At 66.2% G+C, this 22,487-nt stretch carries 15 protein-coding genes, 1 tRNA gene and 1 pseudogene; 10 read left to right on the forward strand and 7 right to left on the reverse strand.

Features of this window, described 5'->3' with window-relative positions:
* Positions 1-124: 124 nt before the first annotated feature.
* Positions 125-5,290 (reverse strand): pentapeptide repeat-containing protein, encoded by a 5,166-nt coding sequence (locus MYSTI_RS41015; protein ID WP_015350965.1) that lies wholly within the window; start codon positions 5,288-5,290, stop codon positions 125-127.
* 357 nt (positions 5,291-5,647) lie between these two features.
* Between MYSTI_RS41015 and MYSTI_RS45760 the strand changes: the two genes are divergently transcribed.
* The 3 genes and pseudogenes from MYSTI_RS45760 to MYSTI_RS26930 all read left to right on the forward strand — a co-directional run bounded on the left by MYSTI_RS45760 (position 5,648) and on the right by MYSTI_RS26930 (position 7,255).
* The gene (locus MYSTI_RS45760) at positions 5,648-5,962 is read left to right on the forward strand and encodes an IS3 family transposase (protein ID WP_015350966.1); all 315 of its coding nucleotides are present in this window, start codon (positions 5,648-5,650) and stop codon (positions 5,960-5,962) included.
* A 6-nt stretch (positions 5,963-5,968) separates the two neighbouring features.
* Positions 5,969-6,249, forward strand: a pseudogene (locus MYSTI_RS45765) (integrase core domain-containing protein); the annotation flags it as partial.
* Positions 6,250-6,520: 271 nt separating this feature from the next.
* A complete protein-coding gene (locus MYSTI_RS26930) occupies positions 6,521-7,255 on the forward strand; it encodes a hypothetical protein (RefSeq protein WP_015350967.1) in 735 nt (244 codons plus the stop codon).
* A 281-nt stretch (positions 7,256-7,536) separates the two neighbouring features.
* Here MYSTI_RS26930 and MYSTI_RS26935 read toward each other — a convergent pair.
* Positions 7,537-7,609: transfer RNA gene (locus MYSTI_RS26935), tRNA-Gly, on the reverse strand.
* Between the two features lie 321 nt (positions 7,610-7,930).
* Between MYSTI_RS26935 and MYSTI_RS26940 the strand changes: the two genes are divergently transcribed.
* The 3 genes from MYSTI_RS26940 to MYSTI_RS26950 all read left to right on the forward strand — a co-directional run bounded on the left by MYSTI_RS26940 (position 7,931) and on the right by MYSTI_RS26950 (position 14,427).
* On the forward strand, positions 7,931-9,985 hold the full coding sequence (locus MYSTI_RS26940) for a M36 family metallopeptidase (protein WP_015350968.1): 2,055 nt from the start codon (positions 7,931-7,933) through the stop codon (positions 9,983-9,985).
* 212 nt (positions 9,986-10,197) lie between these two features.
* Positions 10,198-13,329 carry a patatin-like phospholipase family protein gene (locus tag MYSTI_RS26945; protein WP_015350969.1) on the forward strand — a complete coding sequence of 1,044 codons (3,132 nt, stop codon included), beginning with the start codon at positions 10,198-10,200 and terminating at the stop codon, positions 13,327-13,329.
* A 60-nt stretch (positions 13,330-13,389) separates the two neighbouring features.
* The gene (locus MYSTI_RS26950) at positions 13,390-14,427 is read left to right on the forward strand and encodes a PA0069 family radical SAM protein (protein WP_015350970.1); all 1,038 of its coding nucleotides are present in this window, start codon (positions 13,390-13,392) and stop codon (positions 14,425-14,427) included.
* A gap of 24 nt (positions 14,428-14,451) precedes the next feature.
* Here the strand turns inward: MYSTI_RS26950 and MYSTI_RS26955 are convergent, their stop codons facing one another.
* The 3 genes from MYSTI_RS26955 to serC form a co-directional block, all read right to left on the reverse strand.
* On the reverse strand, positions 14,452-14,700 hold the full coding sequence (locus MYSTI_RS26955; protein WP_015350971.1) for a GlsB/YeaQ/YmgE family stress response membrane protein: 249 nt from the start codon (positions 14,698-14,700) through the stop codon (positions 14,452-14,454).
* A gap of 184 nt (positions 14,701-14,884) precedes the next feature.
* Entirely contained in the window at positions 14,885-15,445 is a 561-nt protein-coding gene (locus MYSTI_RS26960) for a chalcone isomerase family protein (RefSeq protein ID WP_015350972.1), read from the reverse strand.
* Positions 15,446-15,487: 42 nt separating this feature from the next.
* A complete protein-coding gene (gene serC / locus MYSTI_RS26965; protein WP_015350973.1) occupies positions 15,488-16,576 on the reverse strand; it encodes a 3-phosphoserine/phosphohydroxythreonine transaminase in 1,089 nt (362 codons plus the stop codon).
* A gap of 168 nt (positions 16,577-16,744) precedes the next feature.
* Here serC and MYSTI_RS26970 point away from each other — a divergent pair, with 168 nt between their 5' ends.
* From MYSTI_RS26970 to MYSTI_RS26985, 4 genes are read left to right on the forward strand one after another with little or no spacing between them, the layout of a single operon-like run.
* Complete coding sequence (locus tag MYSTI_RS26970) at positions 16,745-17,320, forward strand: RNA polymerase sigma factor (RefSeq protein WP_015350974.1); 576 nt, start codon at positions 16,745-16,747, stop codon at positions 17,318-17,320.
* Positions 17,321-17,326: 6 nt separating this feature from the next.
* Positions 17,327-18,139, forward strand: a complete 813-nt coding sequence (locus MYSTI_RS26975) for a hypothetical protein (protein ID WP_015350975.1) — start codon at positions 17,327-17,329, stop codon at positions 18,137-18,139.
* 10 nt (positions 18,140-18,149) lie between these two features.
* Positions 18,150-19,796 (forward strand): caspase family protein, encoded by a 1,647-nt coding sequence (locus tag MYSTI_RS26980; RefSeq protein ID WP_015350976.1) that lies wholly within the window; start codon positions 18,150-18,152, stop codon positions 19,794-19,796.
* Between the two features lie 23 nt (positions 19,797-19,819).
* Positions 19,820-20,902 (forward strand): carboxypeptidase-like regulatory domain-containing protein, encoded by a 1,083-nt coding sequence (locus MYSTI_RS26985; protein WP_233277967.1) that lies wholly within the window; start codon positions 19,820-19,822, stop codon positions 20,900-20,902.
* Here the strand turns inward: MYSTI_RS26985 and MYSTI_RS26990 are convergent.
* Together MYSTI_RS26990 and bufB are read right to left on the reverse strand one after the other, a co-directional pair.
* Positions 20,899-21,624, reverse strand: coding sequence for an HvfC/BufC N-terminal domain-containing protein (locus MYSTI_RS26990; protein ID WP_015350978.1), 726 nt, complete (start codon positions 21,622-21,624; stop codon positions 20,899-20,901). The two genes, MYSTI_RS26985 and MYSTI_RS26990, sit on opposite strands and share 4 nt — an antisense overlap.
* On the reverse strand, positions 21,621-22,475 hold the full coding sequence (gene bufB / locus MYSTI_RS26995; protein WP_015350979.1) for an MNIO family bufferin maturase: 855 nt from the start codon (positions 22,473-22,475) through the stop codon (positions 21,621-21,623). Before bufB ends, MYSTI_RS26990 begins: the two co-directional genes overlap by 4 nt.
* Positions 22,476-22,487: the final 12 nt, after the last annotated feature.

Below are 22,487 nucleotides of genomic sequence, written 5' to 3' on the forward strand. Positions count from 1 at the left end.
GATGATCAACGAATTCAGTTGAGCATGCGCCCTGCCCAGGCCCCCCCCCGGATGGGGGCCGCAATAGCGGGACGGTTGGTAGTTCATGGAGAATCCCAGGCAAGAAGGGAGACTATGGGCAGGACTACCTCGTCAAGAAAGGTTCCTCCTTAGTGAGCTGAAGCGAAGAAGGAAGGAGCGGTACAATATCATTCGTCTCGAATCGGCAAAGGCCTGATACGAACCAGAACATTGCGGAAGTGAAATGCTCAGCGCGATATCGCCTATCTTGGCGGAGTGCAATGGCGCCTGATTGAGTACGCAGGAGTTTTGCCAAGCATGTTCCCTGTCGCGCATCATGAATACCGACCACTCCATCCGAATAGCCCACCGCAATGCGGGTGCTATCAGGACTGAAGGCAAGGTCGGTCGCGCATACAGGGTGGCCATCCAGAATACACAGGAGCTTGCCAAGGACTACGCTCCAGATCGTGACAGAACCGAGATGTTCGAGGACTGCGAGCATTTCCCCGTCCATACTGAACACTATCTTGCGGGCTCCACGCGTCGTTCGCCCGAGCCCACTCCGGATGCACCAATCCTGGACACTTCGGATCCGAATGGGCTGACTTGCTGTGGAAGCCGCAAGCAATTGGCCGTCCGGACTGAGCGCAACGCTTGAGATTGAGTCACCCAGTGCTTCAGATGTTTGGCCGACTTCTTCCTTTCGCCAGTTCAGCAATCTGATCTTGTTGTCGTTTCCAGTCGAGACAATCGAGTCTCCATCAGGAGTAAATACAAGGGTGCGTACTGCTGCCCAGGGATGATTGAATAAGTCTGACGACTTTCCCGTGGGGATGTCCCAGAACTGGAGAGACTTGCGACCTACGGTAGATGCGATAGTGGGCTCGCGAGGATGAAACGCGAGCGCACGAATGGGGCTTGTGCCCGGCGCCAAGGGAAGTGTGCGCACGTGAGTTCCATTGGTCGCATTCCAAATATGAACACCCACGCCAGATTCGATGGATGCGAGCCATTGCCCATTCGGACTTAATAGTGCGCGACTGTCGAGGTCGGAGGGGCTCGTGTGTTCGCCAATTAGTTGACCGGCAGCGATGTTCCAGCTTGCAAGGGCGCCATCACTGGATGCTTGGACTATCGTCTCGTCTCCATTGAATACAATGGCGCGCACCGATGACGTCTTGCCTTGCCCCTGCAACACATGACATTGGCCACCAGGAAGGCTCCAGAAACTAAGCGACCCATCGACATAGGCCGCCGCGAGCGTATCGCCATTAGGACTCAATGCGATGTCTTGAACTAGAGTGCCGTTTCCATTTATAACACGAACAAGCGACTTGTTTGAGACGTTCCAGACGCGTAGCGAGTGGTCCATGCCTAATGCAGCGAGATGTGTGCCGCTCTGATTGAAGACCCGCTTGATGGCCGTACTCATTACACTCTGCCAAACCACTTTGGTGTGGTCGCCTGGCTCCCACCGCAACAGCTTTCCACTGCGCGTAGCTGCTGAGAGGCTTATGCCATCCGGACTGAATGCCACTGCGATTGCCGCCTCATCTCCAGGTCCCCCTGTCATCACATGAAGCCGGGTACCGTGGTCTACGCTCCATATCTCTACGCCTCCAGGGGTGGTTGCGAGCGCCAGCATTGCCCCATCCGGACTGAAGGAAAGGTTCCATACAGTGTCATCACGCTGTCGATGGATGGCGCGCAACTCCCGCATCTCCTCAACGCTCCAGAACTTCACAAGCCCGCGCTTGAACGACGCGGCGAGAATCACTCCCTTCGTGTCGAAAGTGAGCTGCTCACCGCTCGATGCAGCACTTAATACGCGCCGCGAGCTACCGGTGGATAGGTTCCACAGGTCAATTTCTCCTGCATCGGAGGCTGAGGCTAGTGTCGTGCCATCTGGGCTGAACGCCAATCGAACAATGGCGCCACGGGGCCCTCGCAGAACTCGCAGCATGCTGGACTCACGGGTGTCCCATATGCGCACCGTTCCATCTACATGTCCGGTGGCCAATAGAGTGTCCGTTGGGGAAATTGCTACGGCCTTGCACGGCGAATATGCCGCGAGCTGGGGCGACGGGGAGATGTCGGGCAAGGCTGCACCGGTCACGTCGACATGCTCAAGAGAGTCCACCTGTGCCCCAAGCAAGATGGCCCTGCGCAGCTTGGCCCCCTGGAGCTTCGCGCCGCTCATGTCTGCCGCTACTAGGCGCGCTCCTGTAAGATCCGCGTCACGTAGGTCCGCGCTCTGCATGTTTGCGCCCTCAAGATTTGCATGAGCGAGGGCTGCGCTTTGTAGCTGTGCATCTCTAAGGTCTGCTTCGATCAGAGGCACAGCTGTGAGATTGACTTTTCTTAGGTCGGCGCGACGCAGGTTAGCCTTTGTTAGATCCTGATTACGGAGGTCGCTTCCAGCTAGGTTCTTGGTGGTCTCATGGCTCGTCCGCTCTCCCCGCCCGCGCAGTCGGCTGAGGACATGAAGCGCATTGCGCTTCGCTATTTCGCTCCCTTCCATGGATGAAGTGCGCTCCGCCCAAGAGCGTGCCGCCGACGGCGTAGCAAGCGAGATGAAGAAGTCAGCCATCAAATCGGTCAGCTCACGCCTGCCAAGCACGGTGACTTCCCCGGTGCCGTTGAGTTCCTCTACCGCCACCTCCGCCACCAGCCACTCCATCACCGACTGGTGGACGAAGGCGAAGCGATCCTCCTCGCCCCGCACTAACAGAGAGCCCGAGCCGAGCTGGTGCCGGATGCCCTCCAAATCCAGCGCCTGCTCTCCTTGGGTGTTCACAACGTTGAGCAGCTCCTTGGGTAGCTCGCTGAGACTCACCGTCCTCTCGGTGCGCTCCCATAGCAGCAAGGCTAGCGCCGTAGCCCCGCGCCGCAGCCCCGCAAGGCTCAGCCCCTTGGGTGCGCCTGGAGGGTTGACGCGCTCGTGCTCGCCCTTGAGCCACCGCTCGATAAGTAGCGCGTATAACTTCGCGGAGGTGATTTCCCCCGAGCCCCCTCTCGCGGCGCGGAGTTGCTTCCCGTCCAGCTCCACTATGAAACTCAGGAGGCGTGGGTTCTCCGACAGGCCGAGCAGGTCCCTCACGTCCCGTAGTAGCCCCATGCGCTCGTCTGCGGCGGCCTCGCTCCCCAGCCGTTTCACGAGGAATTGATGGATCTGATCCTCGCTAAAGCGCTCCAGCTTGAGGAGATGATGGCCAGGGATGGCCTCGGCCCGGCGAGCCAGCTCGCGCTTTACGTCCAAGTCTGTGAGGAAGTGCTGTGTCCTGCTCGTGACGACGACCTTCGCTTTGCCCCGGACCGCCTCGATGAGCGTGCCGAAGTGCTCCAGTGCCCGGTCGTAGGTCACCCGTAGCGCTAGCTCGTCGAAACCGTCGAAGAGCAGGGCGATACGGCCCTCGTGGAGCATGTAGAGAAATTTCTCCACCTCGAATCGCTGAACGTCTCCGGGAGCAAAGTGCTGGGCGACCAACTCACGCAGTGTGCGCTGCTTCTGTAGGGAGCGCATCTCGATGAGCACTGGCACAAGCGCGGGGACCGGCTCTTGTCCCATTCGTCGGGCCAGTTCGTGAAGCAGGTACGTCTTCCCAGTTCCGAAGTCGCCCAGAACGAGCGCAAAGCGCCGGTCCGGCGTGGCTAGCAGGTCGCGCACCGAGCGCAGTACATCCGCAGTGGCGATGGACCGCTGCCCACCGATGCTGACTTGGCCGCGCGGCTCCACGTAGTGCATGGGCAGGTATACGGGATCCTTCTCCAGCCGAGCCGTCTGCCGTTGGAGATAGCGGTCAAAGTCGAGCAGCCCCTGGTATTGAGTGAAGCTCTGCAGGTCGATGCGCCGTTCGTGCGCTAGGCTTGCCAGCTCATCCGCTGCGGTGGGGCCTGCGTGGACAAGCCTCGGTATGACCGCCGGGTTCTCCCATCGATAGCGTGCCGCGACGCCGGAGTAGAACATTTCGATGGCCTCGCGGGTGAGAGGCTGGTCGAGTGCTCCCAGCGGGTAGCAGCGGAGAAAGCCACCCTCCAGCACGGAGACCTCCAAGTATGTCGCAAAGGGCGGAACGCCTCGGAGGCGGATGACCTGAGTGCCGGGAGGCTCGCGGAGCTGGCAGGCACGCTCAATGCGGCCGAGGAAATCGTCGCGCAGAGGTTGGCTGTGGACGAGAGGCGGGCCGTTCTCATCCTCGGCCTCCTCGATGTCTCCGGCGGTGTCCGCTCGCGGAGGGCGGATTCCCGGCTCGAGGGCCCGCACGTACCTCCGAAGAAACAACAGCAGGAACTCCGCCGAAGCACGGCAGGCGAACTTGCGGAAGGCGTCGTCCTTGTCGAAGTCCGCATGGTCAGAGACAGCCTTGACGATGATGGATCTGACCCCGCTGCGCTCTGCCACGAAACTGATGGCAGAGGACTCCATCTCCGCTGCGAGCACCTTGCGCGAATGCCGCGCGAGTCTTTGGAACAGCCCGGGATCCTCCTGGACCGCGGAGCCGGTGGCGATGGGCGCAACATGCACTTGGAAAGCGGGATCCCGTGCCTCGCCCTCCGGGTCAAGCAGCCTTGCCTCTGTCACCCACGCGCGTCCCTGCGCCGTCAGCCGGAGTACTCCCACGCCAGACTCAAGCAGGCCTTCCTTGCGGAGCTGTGGAATGAGGGTCGCCCAGTCTGGGCACCGCTCTTTGCGCTCGGGGTGAGTGCTTAGCGGTGACGCCTCTATCCGCTGCTCATGTGCGTCAAGCGCGAGCAGCAGCCAGCGCGCCTGGGCTTGTCGGGATATGGGGCGCTCGCGCGCGTACAACCAGTCCCGGGCGAACTCGTTGGCGAAGTCGCTGGCGTCCACCTTCCATGCGGTCTGCAGGTTGTATGTGGTGATGTCGTGGAAGAACCCGCCGCCGCCCGTCTCGTCGCGGGCTACCTGCTTGCCTGTATCATAGGTGAACACCCTGTCCGCGACGATGACGTCTCCCAGCGACACCTTGCCACGCCAGCCCGCGCAGATGCCGCACATGGCCAAGCATGACGGCTCCAGTTCTGCGATCAGGCGCGTGGCCCGATGTGCCGCCGCAGTGACACCCATGTCTACGGACCATGCCGCCGCGATCTGGAGGGTTTCTCCCAGCTCGTTTTGGACTTCACGGACGAGGTACGCGACACCGTCGCGGTCTCGCAGTGGCATCCACGCGTCCCGGCTCCGCCCGTCCAGCTCCAGACCGAGCACCGCGTCGAGTTCGTCCTTGAGTGCCGTCACGATCAGAACATCTATGCGGCCTCTGCTCATTCTCGTCCTCCGATGCTGCGTGCGCGAACAGTCAGATTCTGCGCTGGGCGCGGGTCGGCCCCTGCGACGTTGGACTACCGCGGGCCTTGGCCGGACATCATGGCGGAACGGGAACTCGTGGGCACAGGAGGAAAGTTCTGGGTGCGTTCGGGTTGTTGCTACACGCAGAGGCCCGGACGGGGGCAATGCACATTCCCCCCTTTTGCATTGACCTCCCTGCAAGTGCGTAGGATTCGAGGGTGACATTCCTCCAGGCAGGTGCGGAAGCAGCGAGCGCGGGGTTGAAGCTGCGGCCAGGAAGGATGGAGTTGCGTCGGGTTCGTTGAGTCCGTTCAACTGTGGGAGAAGGACCCAACGATGCCGAAACCGAAGCCCCCATACCCGCCGGAGTTCCGAGCGCGAATCGTCGAGTTGGCAAAGGCAGGACGGACGACGAGCAGCTTGGCCGAGGAGTTCCACGTCACTGACACGACGGTGCGCAACTGGGTACGCCAGAGCGAACTGGACGAGGGTACGCGACAGGATGGGCTGACGTCGGACGAGAAGCAGGAACTGGCCCGCTTGCGGCGCGAGGTGAAGGTGCTGCGCGAGGAGCGTGACATCCTCTCAAAAGCCGCGGCCTGGTTCGCACAGGAAGGCGTCTGGACGCCCAAGAAGCGTTCCGATTCGTGAGCGAGAACCAAGTATACCTCGCTGAGCTTCGGGCAGCGGTGCAGGCAGGCCGGAGTCCGTCCCTCCATGGGAGCGTCGGCGACGAGTATGACAACGCGCTGTGCGAATCCTTCTTCGCCAGCCTCGAGTGCGAACTGCTCGACCGACGGACCTTCCGCACTCACGCAGAGGCCAGGATGGCTGTCTTCCAGTACATCGAGGGCTGGTACAATCTGCGCCGAAGGCACTCCGCCCTCGGCTACCAGCCTCCTGCTAACGATGAGAAGAGGTACCAAACTGCGGCTTGACCCACCAAGTCGCCGGGACTCAACGAGGCCGGTGTAACTCCAGGGACACCGCGAGTGGGTTCGACTTCGCCAGGCTCGCCTGCATGAAGTGTGGAGACAGGATTGAGGGTGCTGACGGACGTGAAGGAAGGAGGAGGGGTTCTTCTACAAACAGCAGCGCATGCACTCCGCCATCGGCTACGCTGCGCCGGCTGAGATTGAAGGCAGCGGCTCGAGCCCACGTGGATTTCAGCAACCCCACCAGCTGCCTGTAGGCGGAGAGAGAACAACCATGAAGAAGACTTTTGTTTCGTCGCTGTGCGCGCTCCTGTGGATGGGCTGTGGCGAAAGCCCGACGCCAGCGGAGACCCAGGCGCCCACCGCCTCCACGGCGGAGCAGGCCCTGCCTTGCGCGGACTGCGACACCGGGCTCGCCGTGGCCGACGTGCCGGGCACCCATGGCTATGAAATCGAGCTGCCCATCTGGCAGGGCAACTTCGTGCCGCCCGAGTGGGAGGTCTACTGTCCCGAGACCGTCGGCTGTCTCATCCGTCCACTGGGCGGCGCCAGCGTGGCCAACATGGACTGGCGCGGGGGCAACGTGCTCTACAACGTCCAGGAGACCCACCTTCCGTACCTCGCCGCCGGCCTCGCGCAGGGCAACGGCTACCAGGTCCTTGGCCACGTCACGGGCTTCTTCACCAACATCCAGCCCGGGAAGGTGCGCGGCTCGGTGCAGTTCGAGACGAGCCCCGGCGACCTGCGGCCGAACGTCCAGGACGAGGTCGTGCTGGCCCTGCAGACGCATGACGGCACGGCCTGGACCGACGCCGCCATCCGGAACCTGCCCCTGTCCGTCTTCTTCTACGGAGAGGTGGAGGCCCAGCTGTCGCCGAACACCCCGGTGCGCATGGAGATCCGGATGCGTCAGCGCCCCGACTGGCCGCGGTCCGCGTACTTCACCGCCGTCCGCCTGTTCGGCGCGCAGTGCTACCCGGACTTCTCCAACAACGCGACCTGCCTGTGAGCAGGAGGGAAAGACCCAGGTCGAAGCACCTGCACTCCTCGCGGTGCACGTGGGTGCTCGACTCCCGCGGTCCCATCCCTCTCATGCGTCAAGCATGCCGCGCATTGACGTATCGCACCTGATTGTCGAGCCACCTGGTGGATAGTCATCAGGCCACCTGCATCGACCCCATCAACTCTCGCCGAGCCTGACTCGGCGAGAGGAGTACGGGGCTTGAACCCGTGGCCTCAGCCCGAAAACAAGAAGGCCGGTGCTCCCCTGAGGGAACACCGGCCTTCGAGAGCGGCGGAAGGGATTCGAACCCTCGACCCCGAGCTTGGGAAGCTCGTGCTCTACCAACTGAGCTACCACCGCGAGCGACGGGGTGGGATGTACCGCAGGCCCCCGTGAGCGTCAAGGACGTTGCCGCGGCCCCTCGTCTTCCGCACCGGGCGAACACCCTCAAATTGCTGGAGAACTTCCCACCCCTCTCGGGCCACGTCTCGCTCGACAACTCGGCGCATCGGCCGCCCCTCCCCCACCACGCCCCGCGTCATCCGCCACTCCACATCTCCAGCTTAGTCACACTTTTCAGGCTAATCTTGATTACTTGATATTTACGGCCAATACGTGCTTTCTCACACTCCCAGTACCGCCCTCCCCCGGGGCGGCTCACCCGCAGCGCAGGAGCACGACATGTCCGTAGGTGCATACCGAAGGCGGCTGTTCCAGGCGGTGGTTTTCACGGCGACCCTCACCAGCTCCGCGGCGATGGCGATGGCGCCCGAGTCGAGCGGCGAGCGCCACTTCGACGCGCGCGTCTCGTACAACGCGCAGGCGCGCTTCGGCTTCTCTGCAGCCCAGAAAGCCCGCGTGGAGCAGCTGCGCCAGAGCATCCCCGAGCTGCGCGTGGAGCTGGATGAGCACAGCGGCACCGTACGCTCTCTCTCCAACCCCGTGGGCGCGCTCTCCGGCCCCAGCAGCGGCGACCCGATGGCCATCGGCCTGGACTTCGTCCAGAAGCACCACGCCGCGCTCGGCCTGGAGCTGTCCGACCTGGCCAGCCTCGAAGTCACCGACCGCGTCTACTCGGACGTCAGCGGCGCCACGCACCTGTACCTGCGACAGACCTACAAGGGTCTCCCCGTCTACAACGCCCAGCTGCAGATCAACGTGGGCAAGGACGGCAGCGTGCTGGGCGTCCACAGCGACTTCCTCCCCTCGCTGGACACGTCCATCGCGGGCGTGGAGCCTCGGCTGAGCGCGGGCGAGGCCGTGGCGGGACTCGCCAAGCACCTGGGCCTGCGTCTCGCGGACGCCCCCCGGTCCCTGAAGGCGGAGCCCGGCGCGAAGAAGCGCACCTCCGTCGAGGTCGAGGGCCTGTCGCGCGAGCCCATCGTCGCGGAGCTGGCCGTGCTGCCCATCCGGCGCGGCGAGGCCCGCCTGGTGTGGCACTTCCAGGTCTACACGCTGGACTCCCAGCACGACTATGACGTGACGGTGGACGCCGGCTCGGGCGAGGTGTTGACGCGCTTCGACTGGGTGGCCGCAGATTCCTACAAGGTCTACCCCGCCCCCGTGGAGAGCCCCAACCACACGTCTCCGCTGCCGCCCTCGGACGGCCGCGCGACGGTGGCGAACCCCGCCAACACCACTGCGTCTCCGTACGGCTGGCACGACACCAACGGCGTCGCCGGCGCGGAGTACACCATTCCGCGCGGCAACAACGTCCACGCGTACGAGGACCGCGACGCCAACAACGCGCCGCCCACCACCGGCCAGCCGGACTGCGGCGCCGCCATCAACTGCGTCTTCCCCATCAACCTCTCGGCCGCGCCCTCCACGTACATCCCGGCCGCCGTCACCAACCTCTTCTACTGGAACAACGTCATCCACGACGTCCAGTACCAGTACGGCTTCAACGAGGCGGGAGGCAACTTCCAGCAGAACAACTACGGCCGCGGCGGCGTGGGCAACGACTACGTCCAGGCCGAGGCCCAGGACGGCAGCGGCACCAACAACGCCAACTTCTCCACGCCCGCGGACGGCAGCCGCCCGCGCATGCAGATGTACATCTGGACGGCGCCCACGCCGGACAAGGACGGTGACCTCGACACGGGCATCATCGTCCACGAGTACGGCCATGGCATCTCCAACCGCCTGGTCGGTGGACCCAGCAACGTGTCGTGCCTCACCAACCGTCAGCAGCCGGGCGAGGGCATCAGCGACTTCCTCGCGCTCTTCTACACGGCGCGCACCGGCGACACGGCCAACAAGATTCGCGGCATGGGCACCTACGCCCTGAACCAGGCCACCACCGGCACGGGCATCCGCGGCCAGCCGTACACGATGGACTCCACGCGCAACACCTGGACGTACCAGAGCCTGCGCGGCATGGCCGTCCCGCACGGCGTGGGCTCCGTGTTCGCCCAGGGCATGTGGGAGGCGTACTGGGCGCTCGTCACCCAGTGGGGCTTCGACAGCAACCTCTACAACGCCAACGGCAACGCCGGTAACCAGCGCATGATGCTGTACTTCACCGAGGGCATGAAGCGCACGGGCTGCCGCCCGACGTTCCTGATGATGCGCGACGGCATCATCAACGCGGCCACCAGCCTGCACGGCGGCGAGGACGTCTGCCGCCTGTGGAGGGCCTTCGCCGCCTACGGCATGGGCACCAACGCGACGACGACGGGACCGGATGACGTCACCGCGGTGACCAACGGCTTCGCCGTCCCGTCGGGCTGCTGATCCCCGCACGTCCTTCCCGCACCCAGGGAAGCCGATAGACAGTTCCCGGGGGCCTCTCTCACGAGGGGCCCCCGGTTTCGTTCGAGGCAACCCCGAGCTTCCCAAGCGCTGGGGCAGCGGGCGACCGGAAGCGTCGCTCACAGTGAGCCCATGCTGTCGCCCAAGACCCAGTCGCCGAGGAAGCATCCGGACGGCATAAACTCAGGGCCGCCATGGCGCTCCTCCCGCTATCGCTGCTGCTGAGCTCGCTGACCCTGACCGCCTCCCCTGACGACGTATCTCCGCCCGCGCCTCGCCCGCGGGAGGCGGAGCCCTTCGCCCTGACCCTCAGCGGCGGCGTCAGCCTGGGCGCCTATGAAGCCGGGCTCTCGTGGGCCCTGGTGCGCTATCTCCGAGCCATTGAAAAAGAAACCCAGACAGACCTCTCCGAGCGCCACCCTCAGCTCGTGACGGTGACAGGTGCCTCGGCCGGCAGCATCAATGCCCTCCTGGTCGCGCTCGCATGGTGTGCGAACGAGAATGCCCCAGGCCACACCGACACCATCGACAAGAACGACTTCCGGCGAACATGGGCTCCCGTGGGCTTCGATACGCTCCTCCCAGCGTCCGAGGTGACGCCCTTCTCCTTCGTCGAGCAGCGCTACGAATCCACGGACGGACTGCTCGCCCGCAGCGCATTCGAGTCTGTCATCGACTCCTTCCATTCCAAGCTCAACGAGCGGAGGGGTCGCGAGGCGGGACTGCAGTACCGATACCCCTGTGAGGTTCCTCTTGGCATCACCGTCACCCGGGCAGTGCCCGAGACCATGGAGGAGGCAGGGCTGCGAATCCCTCGCCAGAGCTTCAGCATCCTCTGGAAGCTGGAGATAGACTCCAAAGGGCACGCGCACATCCGCAATCAGTTCCTATCAGAGGAGCGCTCGAGTGATGCCCTCGTGTATCTCACCCAGACACCGAGGTCCCCCCCTGTGTCCGCCACTCCCTCGAGGGGGAGGCGCACCAGGTCCGACCGCGAGCCATCGCTGAAGAATCCCTCTTCCGTGGATGCCGACGCCGTCATCAAGGCCCTTGAGGCATCCAGCGCGTTTCCATTTGCCTTTGGCCCGGTGCACCTGTCGTATTGCGCACCGAGCTGCTCGACGGGCGCGCCCCACACCACCGTTTCCGTGTCAGACCCGGCCTGCGAAGAAGTTGCCGCGGGCCTCAGGAAAGCGGCCTCTCCGGGAACCCGCATCCCTCCGCTCCAGGTGTGCAGCCAGGACTTCTTCGATGGGGGCGTCTTCGACAATACCCCTGTGGGCGTTGCGCTGCAGCAAGCAGAGCAATTCCTCACACAGCAGCCGGCCAGAGAGCCTCTTCCGTTGCGCCCGCTCACCTACCTCTTCGTGGACCCAGACTTCCGAAGGCATCCCGCCGCTCCTTCTGGGGTCAAGCTCAAGGAGGTTCCGGATCTCGGCAAGCAGATTGACTTCCTCTTCAGCGCCGTTGGTACGGCGAGGAGCTTCCATCTGCAGACGTCCATCCAGAACAAGGGATGGAACCAGACGCTGCTCAGCCATGCACGACACACGGCGGACTGGTTGTTCAAACTGGCCGAACTCGCGGGAAGCCCTCCGGTCCAGGCCGCGCCCACGGGCAGCGAGCGTCATGCATTCGGCTGGCGGCTCGCGCAATGTCTGACGAAGCCGGCACCAGAGCCTTTGACTCAGACGTGCCTGACAACGGTCGATCCGAAAAAAGTCGACAACAATAGACCGGTCCCCTTCACCTCGCTGGTCGCCATGGCCCAGGGACTGCGAGACATGCTCACCCAGAGCGGCGCCATGTGCGGGAGGGCCTCTCCCCTCTCCGCGGAGGAGGCCCTGGAGGTTGCCCAGCGGCTGGGATTGGCGGCGCTCACCCAGCGCTTTCTGGCCGAGGAGCTCAACCGCTCCGACTATGGCCACGCCAATCCAGGAGACCTGCAGCTGTTGCGTCAGGCCCTGCTCGCGGTCACCGCGACGCTGGGCCAGGTCCTGCCCTGCGCGGGCTCGCATGGCACCGGTCCCTTCTCGCCACTGAGAGTGCCCCTGGCCGCGCGGAGAAGGGAGGCGGAAGCCCTCGCGAAGCTGAAGCAGGATCGCTCGATGGTGGTCTCCAGTCGCTTCTCCCCACTCGCATCCGCCCAGCTCTTCAACTTCGGAGCGTTCCTCGACGAGCCTCTGCGGATGACGGACTACTACATCGGCATCTATGAGGCCGCACACCAGCTCGCGGAGAGTTTCTGTACCGAGCAGAACCCATACAACCCCGTCGTCTGGGATGACCAGGTGGAGTCCCAGCAGCAATGCATCGGCGCGAAGCTGCAGGTCATCACGAGCAAACTGGGCGTGGCGGAGTCCGGCCCCGCAGCCTACGTCTTCGAGACCCTGGCGAAGCGGGAGCTGGAGGCCGTGCTCGGAAAGAACGCCCTGCCCAAAATCCTGGCGCGAGAGGAGTGGGCATGGATGGCTGCCTTTCCTCCACCCCCCAAGCACAAGTTCCTACGGGATGACACCTTCACTGTCTCCCAGGTGCTCTCGGTGCTGTTGTCGAAGGACGCGTTCTGCCAGGACACCAAAGGGCTCGGCAAGTGCCTGGCGGACCTCGACCTGAAGGAGCTCAGCCAGGGGCTGGTCAAGGAAGAGTACCTGCCGCGAAGTGAATCGATGCGCCTCTTCCTCGCCGACCCCACCCGCTGGAGGTGGGAGCTCGTGACGCATAGCACGAGCCGCATCGCCACCATCCAGACAGAGGCACGGCCAAACTGGGAGTTCGGTCCGGCCCTGAACGCGGTCCGCTTGTTGACGTCACGCGGGGCGGACCTGCGCGAGCCCCTGCGCATCAATGCCTCCTCCGTCCCCCTGGGCCAGACGCCCTCCGGAACGTCCGAGGTGACACCGTGGCTCTTCACCCTGCTCCCCTATCGCGCCTCCATCGACGTGGCCCACCGGGGACTGATGCTGAGCTGGTTCGAGCCCACCCTCCGCCCCAACGAGCAATTCACCGTGCGGCTGGGCCTCAATCCCCTCGAGCTCCGCTGGAAGGACTCCGCGGTCCCCCTGGTCTCGAGCAGCTTCACGCCGAGCCTGGCGTATGCGGTGTCCACGCTCGCCTCGGTGGGCGCGGGCCCCACCGTGGAGGCCCGGTGGCGCGAGCAGGGCCGGGAGCAGTGGGCGCTCGGCGGAGAGGTGTACGCGGACTTCGTGCAGGAGCGCATCCGGCTGGGCCTCGGCTTCCGCGACACACCCGGCACTCCGTGGGCGGGGCTCGTCTACCTGAGCTTCGCGGACGTCAACGGAATGCTCTTCTGGATGACCCGGTGAGGTGGCTCCTCGCGCACCGGGCACTTGACTGAACGGGCTTTCAGTCGCACGCTCGCTCGCGTGAAAGCCCGTCCCATCGACAATCCGCCCAACCCCTGGGCGAGCACCGAAGTCGAGTACCTGGACGAAATCCCTCCCTCGAAGCTGGAGGTCTGGGAGGACCACAGCCGGCAGGTCGTCTCCCACAATGACAGCCCCGACGTGGGCTTCAGCTGGAGCGTCAATCCCTATCGCGGCTGTCTCCATGCCTGCGCGTACTGCTATGCGCGCCCCACACACCAGTACCTGGACTTCGGCGCGGGCACCGACTTCGAGACGAAGCTCGTCGTGAAGCCCCAGGCCGCGGAGCTCTTGCGAGCCCACTTCGAGCGCCCCTCGTGGAAGGGGGAGACCGTAGTCTTCAGCGGCGTCACCGACTGCTACCAGCCGCTGGAGGCCTCGCTGCGCCTCACCCGCGCCTGCCTGGAGGTCTGCGCCGAGTACCGCAACCCCGTGGGAATCATCACCAAGGGCGTCCTCATCGAGAGAGACCTCGACGTGCTCCAGCGCCTGTCCAGCGAGGCCCGGCTGTGGGTCAGCGTCAGCCTGCCCTTCCACAACGCGGAGCTGGCGCGTGCGATGGAGCCCTACGCGGCCTCACCCCAGCGGAGGCTGCTCGCGATTCGCCGCCTCGCGGAGGCCGGAATCAACGTGGCGGTCTCCGTGGCGCCCATCATCCCGGGGCTCAACGACGAGGACATCCACCGCGTGCTCACCGCCGCTCGCGAGGCCGGCGCCACCCGCGCGCACTACAACCTGGTCCGCCTTCCCGGCCCGGTGAAGGACGTCTTCGAGGAGCGGCTGCGCGCGAAACTCCCCCTGCGCGCCGACCGCGTCCTGCATCGCATCCGGGAGACACGGGGCGGAGAGCTCAGCGACTCGCGCTTCAAGCACCGCATGCGCGGCGAGGGGCTCTACGCGGAGACCATCCACCGCCTCTTCGAGACGACGGCGCGCAAGGTGGGCATGCGCGCCTCGTACATCACCGAGGAGGCACCGGAGACCTTCCGGCGCCCACCTCGCAAGCCCCTGGCGTCACCGCAGCTCAGCCTCTTCTGACGGCCGCCACGGAACGGCCCAGGGCTACTTGCGTATCGCCTGGACGATGCTGATGAGGATGACGGCGCCCACCGTGGCCACGGCCAGCGAGTAGAGGTTGAGCCCCGTCACGCCCCGGCCGCCCAGGATGCTGAACAGCCAGCCGCCAATCATCGAGCCGACGACACCGGTCGCGATGTTGGCGAACATCCCCATCTTCGCGTTCGTCCCCTTGATGATGCTCGCCAACCAGCCCGCAATCCCTCCCAGCACCAGCCACGCGCAAATTCCCATGACATCCTCCTGACCGGCGGGTGCAGACCCGCCCCGGCATCACCGCCGTGCCGCCGGGCTTGTTCCTACTACGCTCGACGTCCCCGCGTATTTCAAAGCCTCCGGGCCCCGGACGAAAACAGCAAGCGCCCCGCGCCTCTCGACGAGACACGGAGCGCCCAGGTCCTTCACGATGGAGACGTGCTCAGTCCTTGCCGAGCATGCCGTCCTTCAGCCCGCCATCCACCGGGTCCTTGCCCAGCCACACCGAGAAGAGCGAGTCGGCGAAGTCCTTGCCCTCGACCGCGATCTCCTGGCCGCCCTTGGTGCTCTGCACCTTGGTGCCCGTGCCGGGGATGTAGGTCAGGATGAGCTCGTCGCCCTTCTTCAGGTCCGGGATGGCCGCGTTGAACGTGTCCAGCTTCGGCTTGAGCTCCGCGAGCTTCGCGCCCGCGTTCTTCTTGAAGCCGTCGGAGATGGCGTCGGTGATGGTCTTCTTGTCCAGGTCACGCAGCATGTACATGCGCACGCGCTTGATCTGGTCCGAGGCGACAATCTCCGCGCCGTCCTTGGACGGGTTCTCCAGGTACAGGCCCACGGTGTAGACCTTGAAGACCACCTTCTTGCGCAGGCCCACTCCGTTGAGCTTCAGCTCCTTGTCCTCCACCTTGGCCGTATCGGGATAGTTCACCCCGGCCACTTCCTTGGCGAAGGCAGGCATGGCGAACAGCAAGCAGAGCGCGGCGGCGGACAGCGTGGCTTTCATGAAACCTCCAGGTGGAATCAGTTCCGTGTGTTGAGACGCAGCCTACCCGCGCGTCTTCATGAAATGTTCCATGAAGGTGACGAGCGTGCGCACATTCTCCACCGTCACGGCGTTGTACGTGGAAACCCGGATTCCCCCCGCCGTGCGGTGGCCCTTCAACCCCACCATTCCTTGCTGCTTTGCGTCAGCGACGAAGGCCGCGTCGAGCTCCGGCGTGGGCAGGTGAAACACGACGTTCATCACGGAGCGGGACTCGCGCTCCACCGGCGCCCGGTAGAAGCCCGAGTGCTTGTCGAGCGCGCCGTACAGCAGGTCCGCCTTCTGGCGGTTCCAGGCCTCGACCTGTGCAAGCCCGCCCACGTCCTTCATCCACGCGAGCACGTTGCGCACCAGGTAGATGGCCAGCGTGGGGGGCGTGTTGTAGAGCGAGTTGTTCTCCGCGTGGATGGAGTAGCGGAAGATTTTCGGGATGTCCTTGCGCCCGCGCGCGATGAAGTCCTTGGCCGCCACGACCAGCGTCACCCCGGAAGGCCCCAGGTTCTTCTGCGCGCCCGCGTACGTGAGGGCGAAGCGCGACAGGTCCATCTTCTTCCACAGGAAGTCGGAGCTCATGTCCGCCACCAGCGGCACGCCGCCCACGTCCGGGAACGTGTGCCACTGCGTGCCGTAGATGGTGTTGTTCGTGGTGATGTGGACGTAGGCCGCCTTCGGGTCCAGGTTCAGCTCGTCCTGCCGAGGCACGCGCGTGTAGTGCTTGTCCGGCTGCACCGTCGTCGCCGCGACGCGGGGCGTGCCGTAGTACTTCGCCTCGTCCAGGGCCTTCTCGCTCCACACGCCCGTCATGAGGTAGTCCGCGCTCGTGCCGGGGGTGAGGTAGTTCATGGGCACCTGCGCGAACTGCTGCGACGCCCCACCGGTGAGGAACAGCACCTGGTGGCTGGACGGCAGGCCCACCAGCTGCGTCAGCAGGGAGATGGCCTCGTCGTGGACGGCCTCGTAGTCCTTGCCCCGGTGGCTGTGCTCCATCACGGACATGCCCGTGGCTTGGAAGTCCAGGAGCTCCTCCCGGGCGCGCTCCAGCGCGGGGAGGGGCAGGCCGGCGGGGCCAGGGTTGAAGTTGATGACGCGCATGGCGGGGTCCTCGCGGAATGGAGACGACGTGCCCCATTCTTCCCCCCGAGGCCCCCCCGGGAGCCAGTAGGAAGCGAGGGGTTCCGCCCGCTTCCAGGTGACGCCGGGAGGAAAACGACGGAAAAAGGGTCGTGGCCACCGGCCGGGTCCGGGGGTCTGGAGGGACAGGTGGGTTCCACGGAGGGACTGGCGGAGTGGGTGCGGCGCGCGGCGAGTGGGGAGACCTCTGCCTTCAGTGAGCTGTACCGGCGCACGCGCCCTCAGGTGGCGAGGTTGATGGCGGGGTTCGCGCCCCTGGACTCCGATGAGGTGGAGGACGTCATCCAGGAGACCTTCGTCCGGGCGTTCCGCGCCCTGCCGCGCTTGAAGGAAGCGGCGGCCTTCGAGGCCTGGTTGTTATCCATTGCCCGGAACCGGGCGAGGACCCGGCTGGAGCGCAAGGCGAACTTGCGACGCCTGGAGGATGACATCGCGGACCCCGAGCCGGAGAGCGTCCCCGCCATCCCAGAGGCGCTTCAGCTCGAGCGCGACATCGACGCCGTCCGCCAGCTCATCGACGAGCTTCCCGAGGGCGAGGAGAAGAGAACAGTCCAGCTCTTCTATATCGAGGGAGAGCTGTCGGCCCGTGAGATTGCCGAGCGGTTGGGCGTTGGGAAAAGCGCCGTCACGATGAGACTCGAGCGCTTCCGGGGTCGTATCAAGAGAGAGTTGCTGCGGCGAGTGCTCGCAGGTCGGTGGGAGTGAGAGGTCATGAGACACCTGGATGACGAGGCGCTCAGCGCCCTTGCCCGTCGAGAGCCAGCCACGGAGGCGTACTTCCGTGAGCACCTGGCCACCGCGTGTGAGGTGTGTGAGCTCTTCCTCGCCTCCCACTCCGGCCCCGACCTCCTGGATGGGCACACCGACGCCGCGCTGCTCGCCCTGGCCCCCGCTCCCTCCGAGCCGCGCCTGGACGAGGTGGGCTTCGCGCGGGTGCGCAAGCAGCTCAAGGCGGCGCCGTCGGAGGCTCGGCGCTGGGGCCTCATCACGGGCGCGGTGGCGGCGGCGCTGCTCGCGGTGGTGCTGGTGCCCCGGCTGCGGCAGACGAGCGCGGGCGTGGACCTGGGCACCGAGTCCACGGCGCCAGGAGTGAAGGGCCAGGTGGGCCGCATCGCGCTGGAGTTGGCGGTGGTGGCGCGCGGCGCGGACGGCGGCTTGCGCCGACTGGACCCGGGCACGCTCGTGGAGACCCGCGACGTGCTCCTCCTGCGCTACCACGCCACCGAGGCCGGCACCGCCCTGCTCTTCCAGCAGCGCGAGGGACAGCCCCCCGAGCTGTTGGGACAGTTCGCGCTGGAGGCGGGGACACACGACCTGCAGGGCGCCCAGGGGCTCTCGGGCGTCAGCCTCGAAGGGGAGTCCGGGCCGCTGACGTTGTGGCTGGCTGCTTCCCCCTCGGGCCTGGAGCCGTCTCCCGACGACGTGATGCGGGTCCTGGTGGGAGAAGGTGAGCGGTGGGAACAAGGCACCCTGGCCATCACCCGGTTCGACGTGCGAGTGAGAAGCGGCGACAATCTCCCCTGACCTGGTGAGTGTGAGGACTCTCCTTCCCATCCTGCTGGCGGCGCTGACGGCCTGCGCGACTTCTTCGCCCCTGGGGACGGAGAAGGGGGGACTCGTGCCCCTTCGGCTCGACGAGGAGGCGCTGTCCAGCGCGTACACGCCCCGGCGCATGGCGCTGCTGGTGGGCATCTCCGAGTTCGACGACCCTCACTGGCGCAGCCTGCGCTACCCGGCCAAGGACGCCACGGACCTGGCGGCGGCGATGCTGGACCCGGCGCGCGGACGCTTCGACCAGGTGCGTGTCCTCACGCGTCCCGAAGAGACGACCCGCGCGGCCATCCTCCAGGCGCTGAGACAGCTGCGCAAGGAGGCCCACCGGCCGGATGACGTGGTGGTCGTCTACTTCTCCGCGCATGGCACCCTGGCTCGCGATGCCACGGGGGAGCTGCGCCGCTTCCTGGTGACTCGAGATGCGTCCTACCGGGCCGTGGCCCAGACGGCGCTCGCCATGGACGCGCTCAAGGCGGAGTTCGACTCGCTCCCCAGCCGGCGGCGGCTGCTGGTGCTCGCGTCGTGTCACAGCGGCAACGGCAAGTCGCTGCTGCCCAAGGAGCTGGAGACGGAGCTGAACGGCATCAAGTCGGGCTTCTACGCCCGGCCGCTGGAGGAGTCGTCGCGCGCGTCCATGGTGTTCGCCGCCTGTGATTGGGGCGAGACGGCACGCGAGGACGAGGGCCTGCGCAACGACATCTACACGCACTTCCTCATCGAGGGACTGGGCGGTGGCGCGGACCGCAACGCGGACGGCGCCGTCACCGCGACGGAGGCCCACGACTACGCGCGCCGCCGCACCTTCGCCTTCACCGAAGGCCGGCAGCGCCCCTCGGCGGAAATCATGGAAGTGGGCGCGGACCCCGTGGTGCTGTCGGGCAGCATCGCACGCACGGGCCGGCCAGAGCTGTTCTCCTACAACCCTCGGCTGGATGGCTTCACGCTCAAGGTGGATGGAGAGCCTCGCGCGGAGCTGCCCGGCGGCGCGGCGGTGGTGCCCGGCAAGCGCACGGTGGAGCTGACCAAGGGCGGCGCGGTGCTGGTGCGCCGCGAGGTGGAGGTGGACCTGGGCGAGCGACTCCCCCTGGAGCAGCTGCTGGCCGAGGCCTTCCCCCGGCGCTCGTTGTCCCTGCTGGGCGGCATGTTCACCTTCGTCGACGCGCGCAGCCGCTCGGAGCTGCTGCCCATGGCCCCCGAGCTCGCCCTCTCCTTGCGGCTGGAGGACCGGCCGCTGCGCGACTTCGGGCTGATGTTCGATGTGAGTTTCAGTACGGGCAGGCGTGCCCTCATGCTCCAACCCGAGGAGGAGGTGCCTTTCCGCTACACCACCTTCTCCGCGGGGGTGGCCCTGCCCTACCTGTGGCGCTGGGAGCGGCTGTCGCTATTCGCCGGCCCGCGTGTGGCCGCCCTGTACCTGGGGCGGTCCTTTGATGTGGAGACGACCGCCCGTGGCCAGAGCTTCTTCACGGTCAGCCCCGGAGTCGTCGGTGGCGTGGTGCTGCGCATGGGCGAGCGGCTGGAGTTGATGACGCAGGCGCAGCTCATGCTCACGTACGTGGTCGTGGATGGGGAAGGACAGGCCGTGGGTTTCACCGGCGCCTGGGCCGGTGTGGGGTACCGGTTCTGATGCACTCGAGACTTCACATCACGTTGGGTACCGCCCTCCTCCTCTGCACCGGGGCCTGCGGCAACCTGGAGAACGCCCCCTTGCGCGTGGGCACCATCCAGGGACAGCTCTCGGAGTTCGACCCCGCGGTGGCCATGGTCGCCCTGGTGGCGGACCCCGAGGTGCGCACCACGGTGGACTCCGCCGGTCGCTTCAAGCTGGAGGACGTGCCCAGCGGCGCCGCGGAGCTCTTCATCGTCGCCACCTCGGAGAAGGCCGCGCGCGTGGCGGTGAAGGTCTCCGGCGGCAAGGCCGTGGACGTGGCGCGCGTGGAGGCGCGGAGCGCGGGCTTCTTCGAGATGCGCGTGAAGGCGACGCACGGCGAGCGTGTCGCGGGTGTGCAGGTGTCCGTGCAGGACACGCCCTTCGGCCGGTTGATCCTGGATGGCGCGGGCCGCCTGCGCGTGGGGCCGCTCCCGGATGGGTGCTACGCGCTGACGCTCGCCGGCTCGGGCTTCCCCACCCTGACGACCGAGGCGTGTGTCGGGTCCGGCGAGAAGAAGGAGCTCAAGCTCGAGCTGGTGCCCAACGCGGGAATCGTCAACCGCTGCGGCCTGACGGGCTGCGCGGACGGCCTGGTGTGTGCCCCCGGTGGCCGCTGCGTGGAGTGCGTGCAGGATGCGCAGTGCGGCGAAGGGATGATGTGCAAGGGCTTCCGCTGCGGAGCGGCGGGCCCGAGCTGCAGCGCCTGTGGCACCAACGGGAGCTGCGACAAGGGCGCCACCTGCCAGCCCTTCTCCGATGGGAGCCAGGTCTGCGTGAAGGAATGCACGGAGACGGTGAACGAGGACGCGCAGGACTTCGCCGCGAACCGCTGCGAGGCGGGCTTCACCTGCCAGCGCGGGAGCTGCCTGCCGGACCCGTCGCGCTTCGTGGGCTGTGGCGCGCTGGAGCGACTGGGTGACGAGTGCACGGACGACGCGCGCTGCCAGAAGCTGGGCCTCGCCAAGGGCGTCTGCGTGGAGGGCCGCTGCACCGTGCCCTGCACCGAGGACCTGGAGTGCCCGGACGTGTCCCACTGCCAGGACACCCGCTTCGGGCGGGTGTGCTCCGTGCTCCCCCGCTAACCGCGAGGCGCGAGGACCAGGCCGTCCCGAGACAGGCGCGTCACCGCGTCCAGGATGTCGGCTTCGGGCATTCCCGTGGCCGCCGAGACCTCCGCGGCGGACAGCCCCTCCACCGCCATCTTCAGCACGAGCAGCGCGTGGGGCGTGGCCTCCAGGTAGTACGAGGCCAGGCTCTCCGGATGCCGCCACACGAGGGCCAGCTCTTCACCGGGCTCGGGCGGCGCACCCGCGCCTCGGGCTCGCACGTAGGCGCAGAGCCGGAAGGACTGCTCCAGCACCACCAGCGTCGGGTTCGGCGTCAGCGCCGCCACCTGCTCGGGCAACTCCACCTGTGAGGCGAACACCGCGAAGTCCGTCCACTCGAAGCGCGCCAGCGCGGGGATGAACGGCGCGAGCCCTCGGGTGGGAAGGGTGTCCGCGAGGAACGAGGCAAAGCCCTCACCCAGGCGGTTCACCTCGTGATGCCGCGCGGGCCGGGTGCGCGTGTAGTCCTCCACCAACAGCCTCCACGCGTCCGGACCCACGGCGCTCCGCACCAGCGGGAAGAGCTTCTCGAGCGCGCCTCGCACATGGCCTCGCACGAAGTCGCCGTAGAGCGACACGCGAGAGGATGGCGCCGCCCAGCCCGGATGCTCCGCGTACAACTGCTCCAGCGACGCGGGCGCGGGGTTCGCGAGGTATGCGCCCATGCTGTCGAAGAAGTGCTCGAGCGCGGGCTTCATCGCCCCTCCCCTTCGCGCAGCACCTGACGCGCGAGGTCCGCCTCGTCCAGCACCGCCGCCATCGACGGGATGTCCTGGTCCCACTCGATGAGCGTGGACACCGGGCCGGTGCGCTCCAGCACATATCGATACAGCGACCACACGTCGTCGCAGACGCGGTCGCCGTGCGTGTCGATGATGACGTCGGGGTACGTCGTGTGGCCCGCGAGGTGGATTTGCACCACGCGCTCCAATGGCAGCGCGTCCACGAAGGCGCGCGCGTCGTAGCCATGGTTGCGCGCGTTGACGTAGACATTGTTCACGTCGAGCAGCAGGCCGCAGTCGGCCTCCTCCACCACGTGCCGCAGGAAGTCCGCTTCGGACAACGTCCCCCCGGGCATGTTCGCGTAGTAGCTCGGGTTCTCCAGCAGGAAGGGGCGCCCCACGCGGGCCATCACCTCGCGCACGCGCGGGACGACGTGCTCCACCACCGCCTCGCTGAACGGCAGCGGCAGCAGGTCATGGAGATACACGCCCCCCAGTCGCGAGTAGCAGAGATGGTCCGAGAAGAACGGCGCATCCACCTGCTTCACCAGCGCGGCCAGGCCCGTGACGTAGTCCAGGTCGAGCGCATCCGGCCCGCCGATATCCAAGCCCACGCCGTGCGGCAACACGGGCCAGCGCTCGCGGCACGCCTCCAGCGCGCGGTGAGAGCGGCCTCCCAGCGAGAGGAAGTTCTCCGGGATGATCTCCACCCAGTCGAGCGCGCGCCCGGTCCGGGGCAGCTCCTCGTAGAAGCTCCTGCGCAAGCCGATGCCCACGCCCAGCGACTTCAGTCCGTGCCTTCGCGCGTACGTCACCACCACGGCCATGCACCTCCAGGG

It is taken from the genome of Myxococcus stipitatus DSM 14675 (assembly GCF_000331735.1).
In the GTDB taxonomy this organism is placed as follows: Bacteria; Myxococcota; Myxococcia; order Myxococcales; family Myxococcaceae; genus Myxococcus; species Myxococcus stipitatus.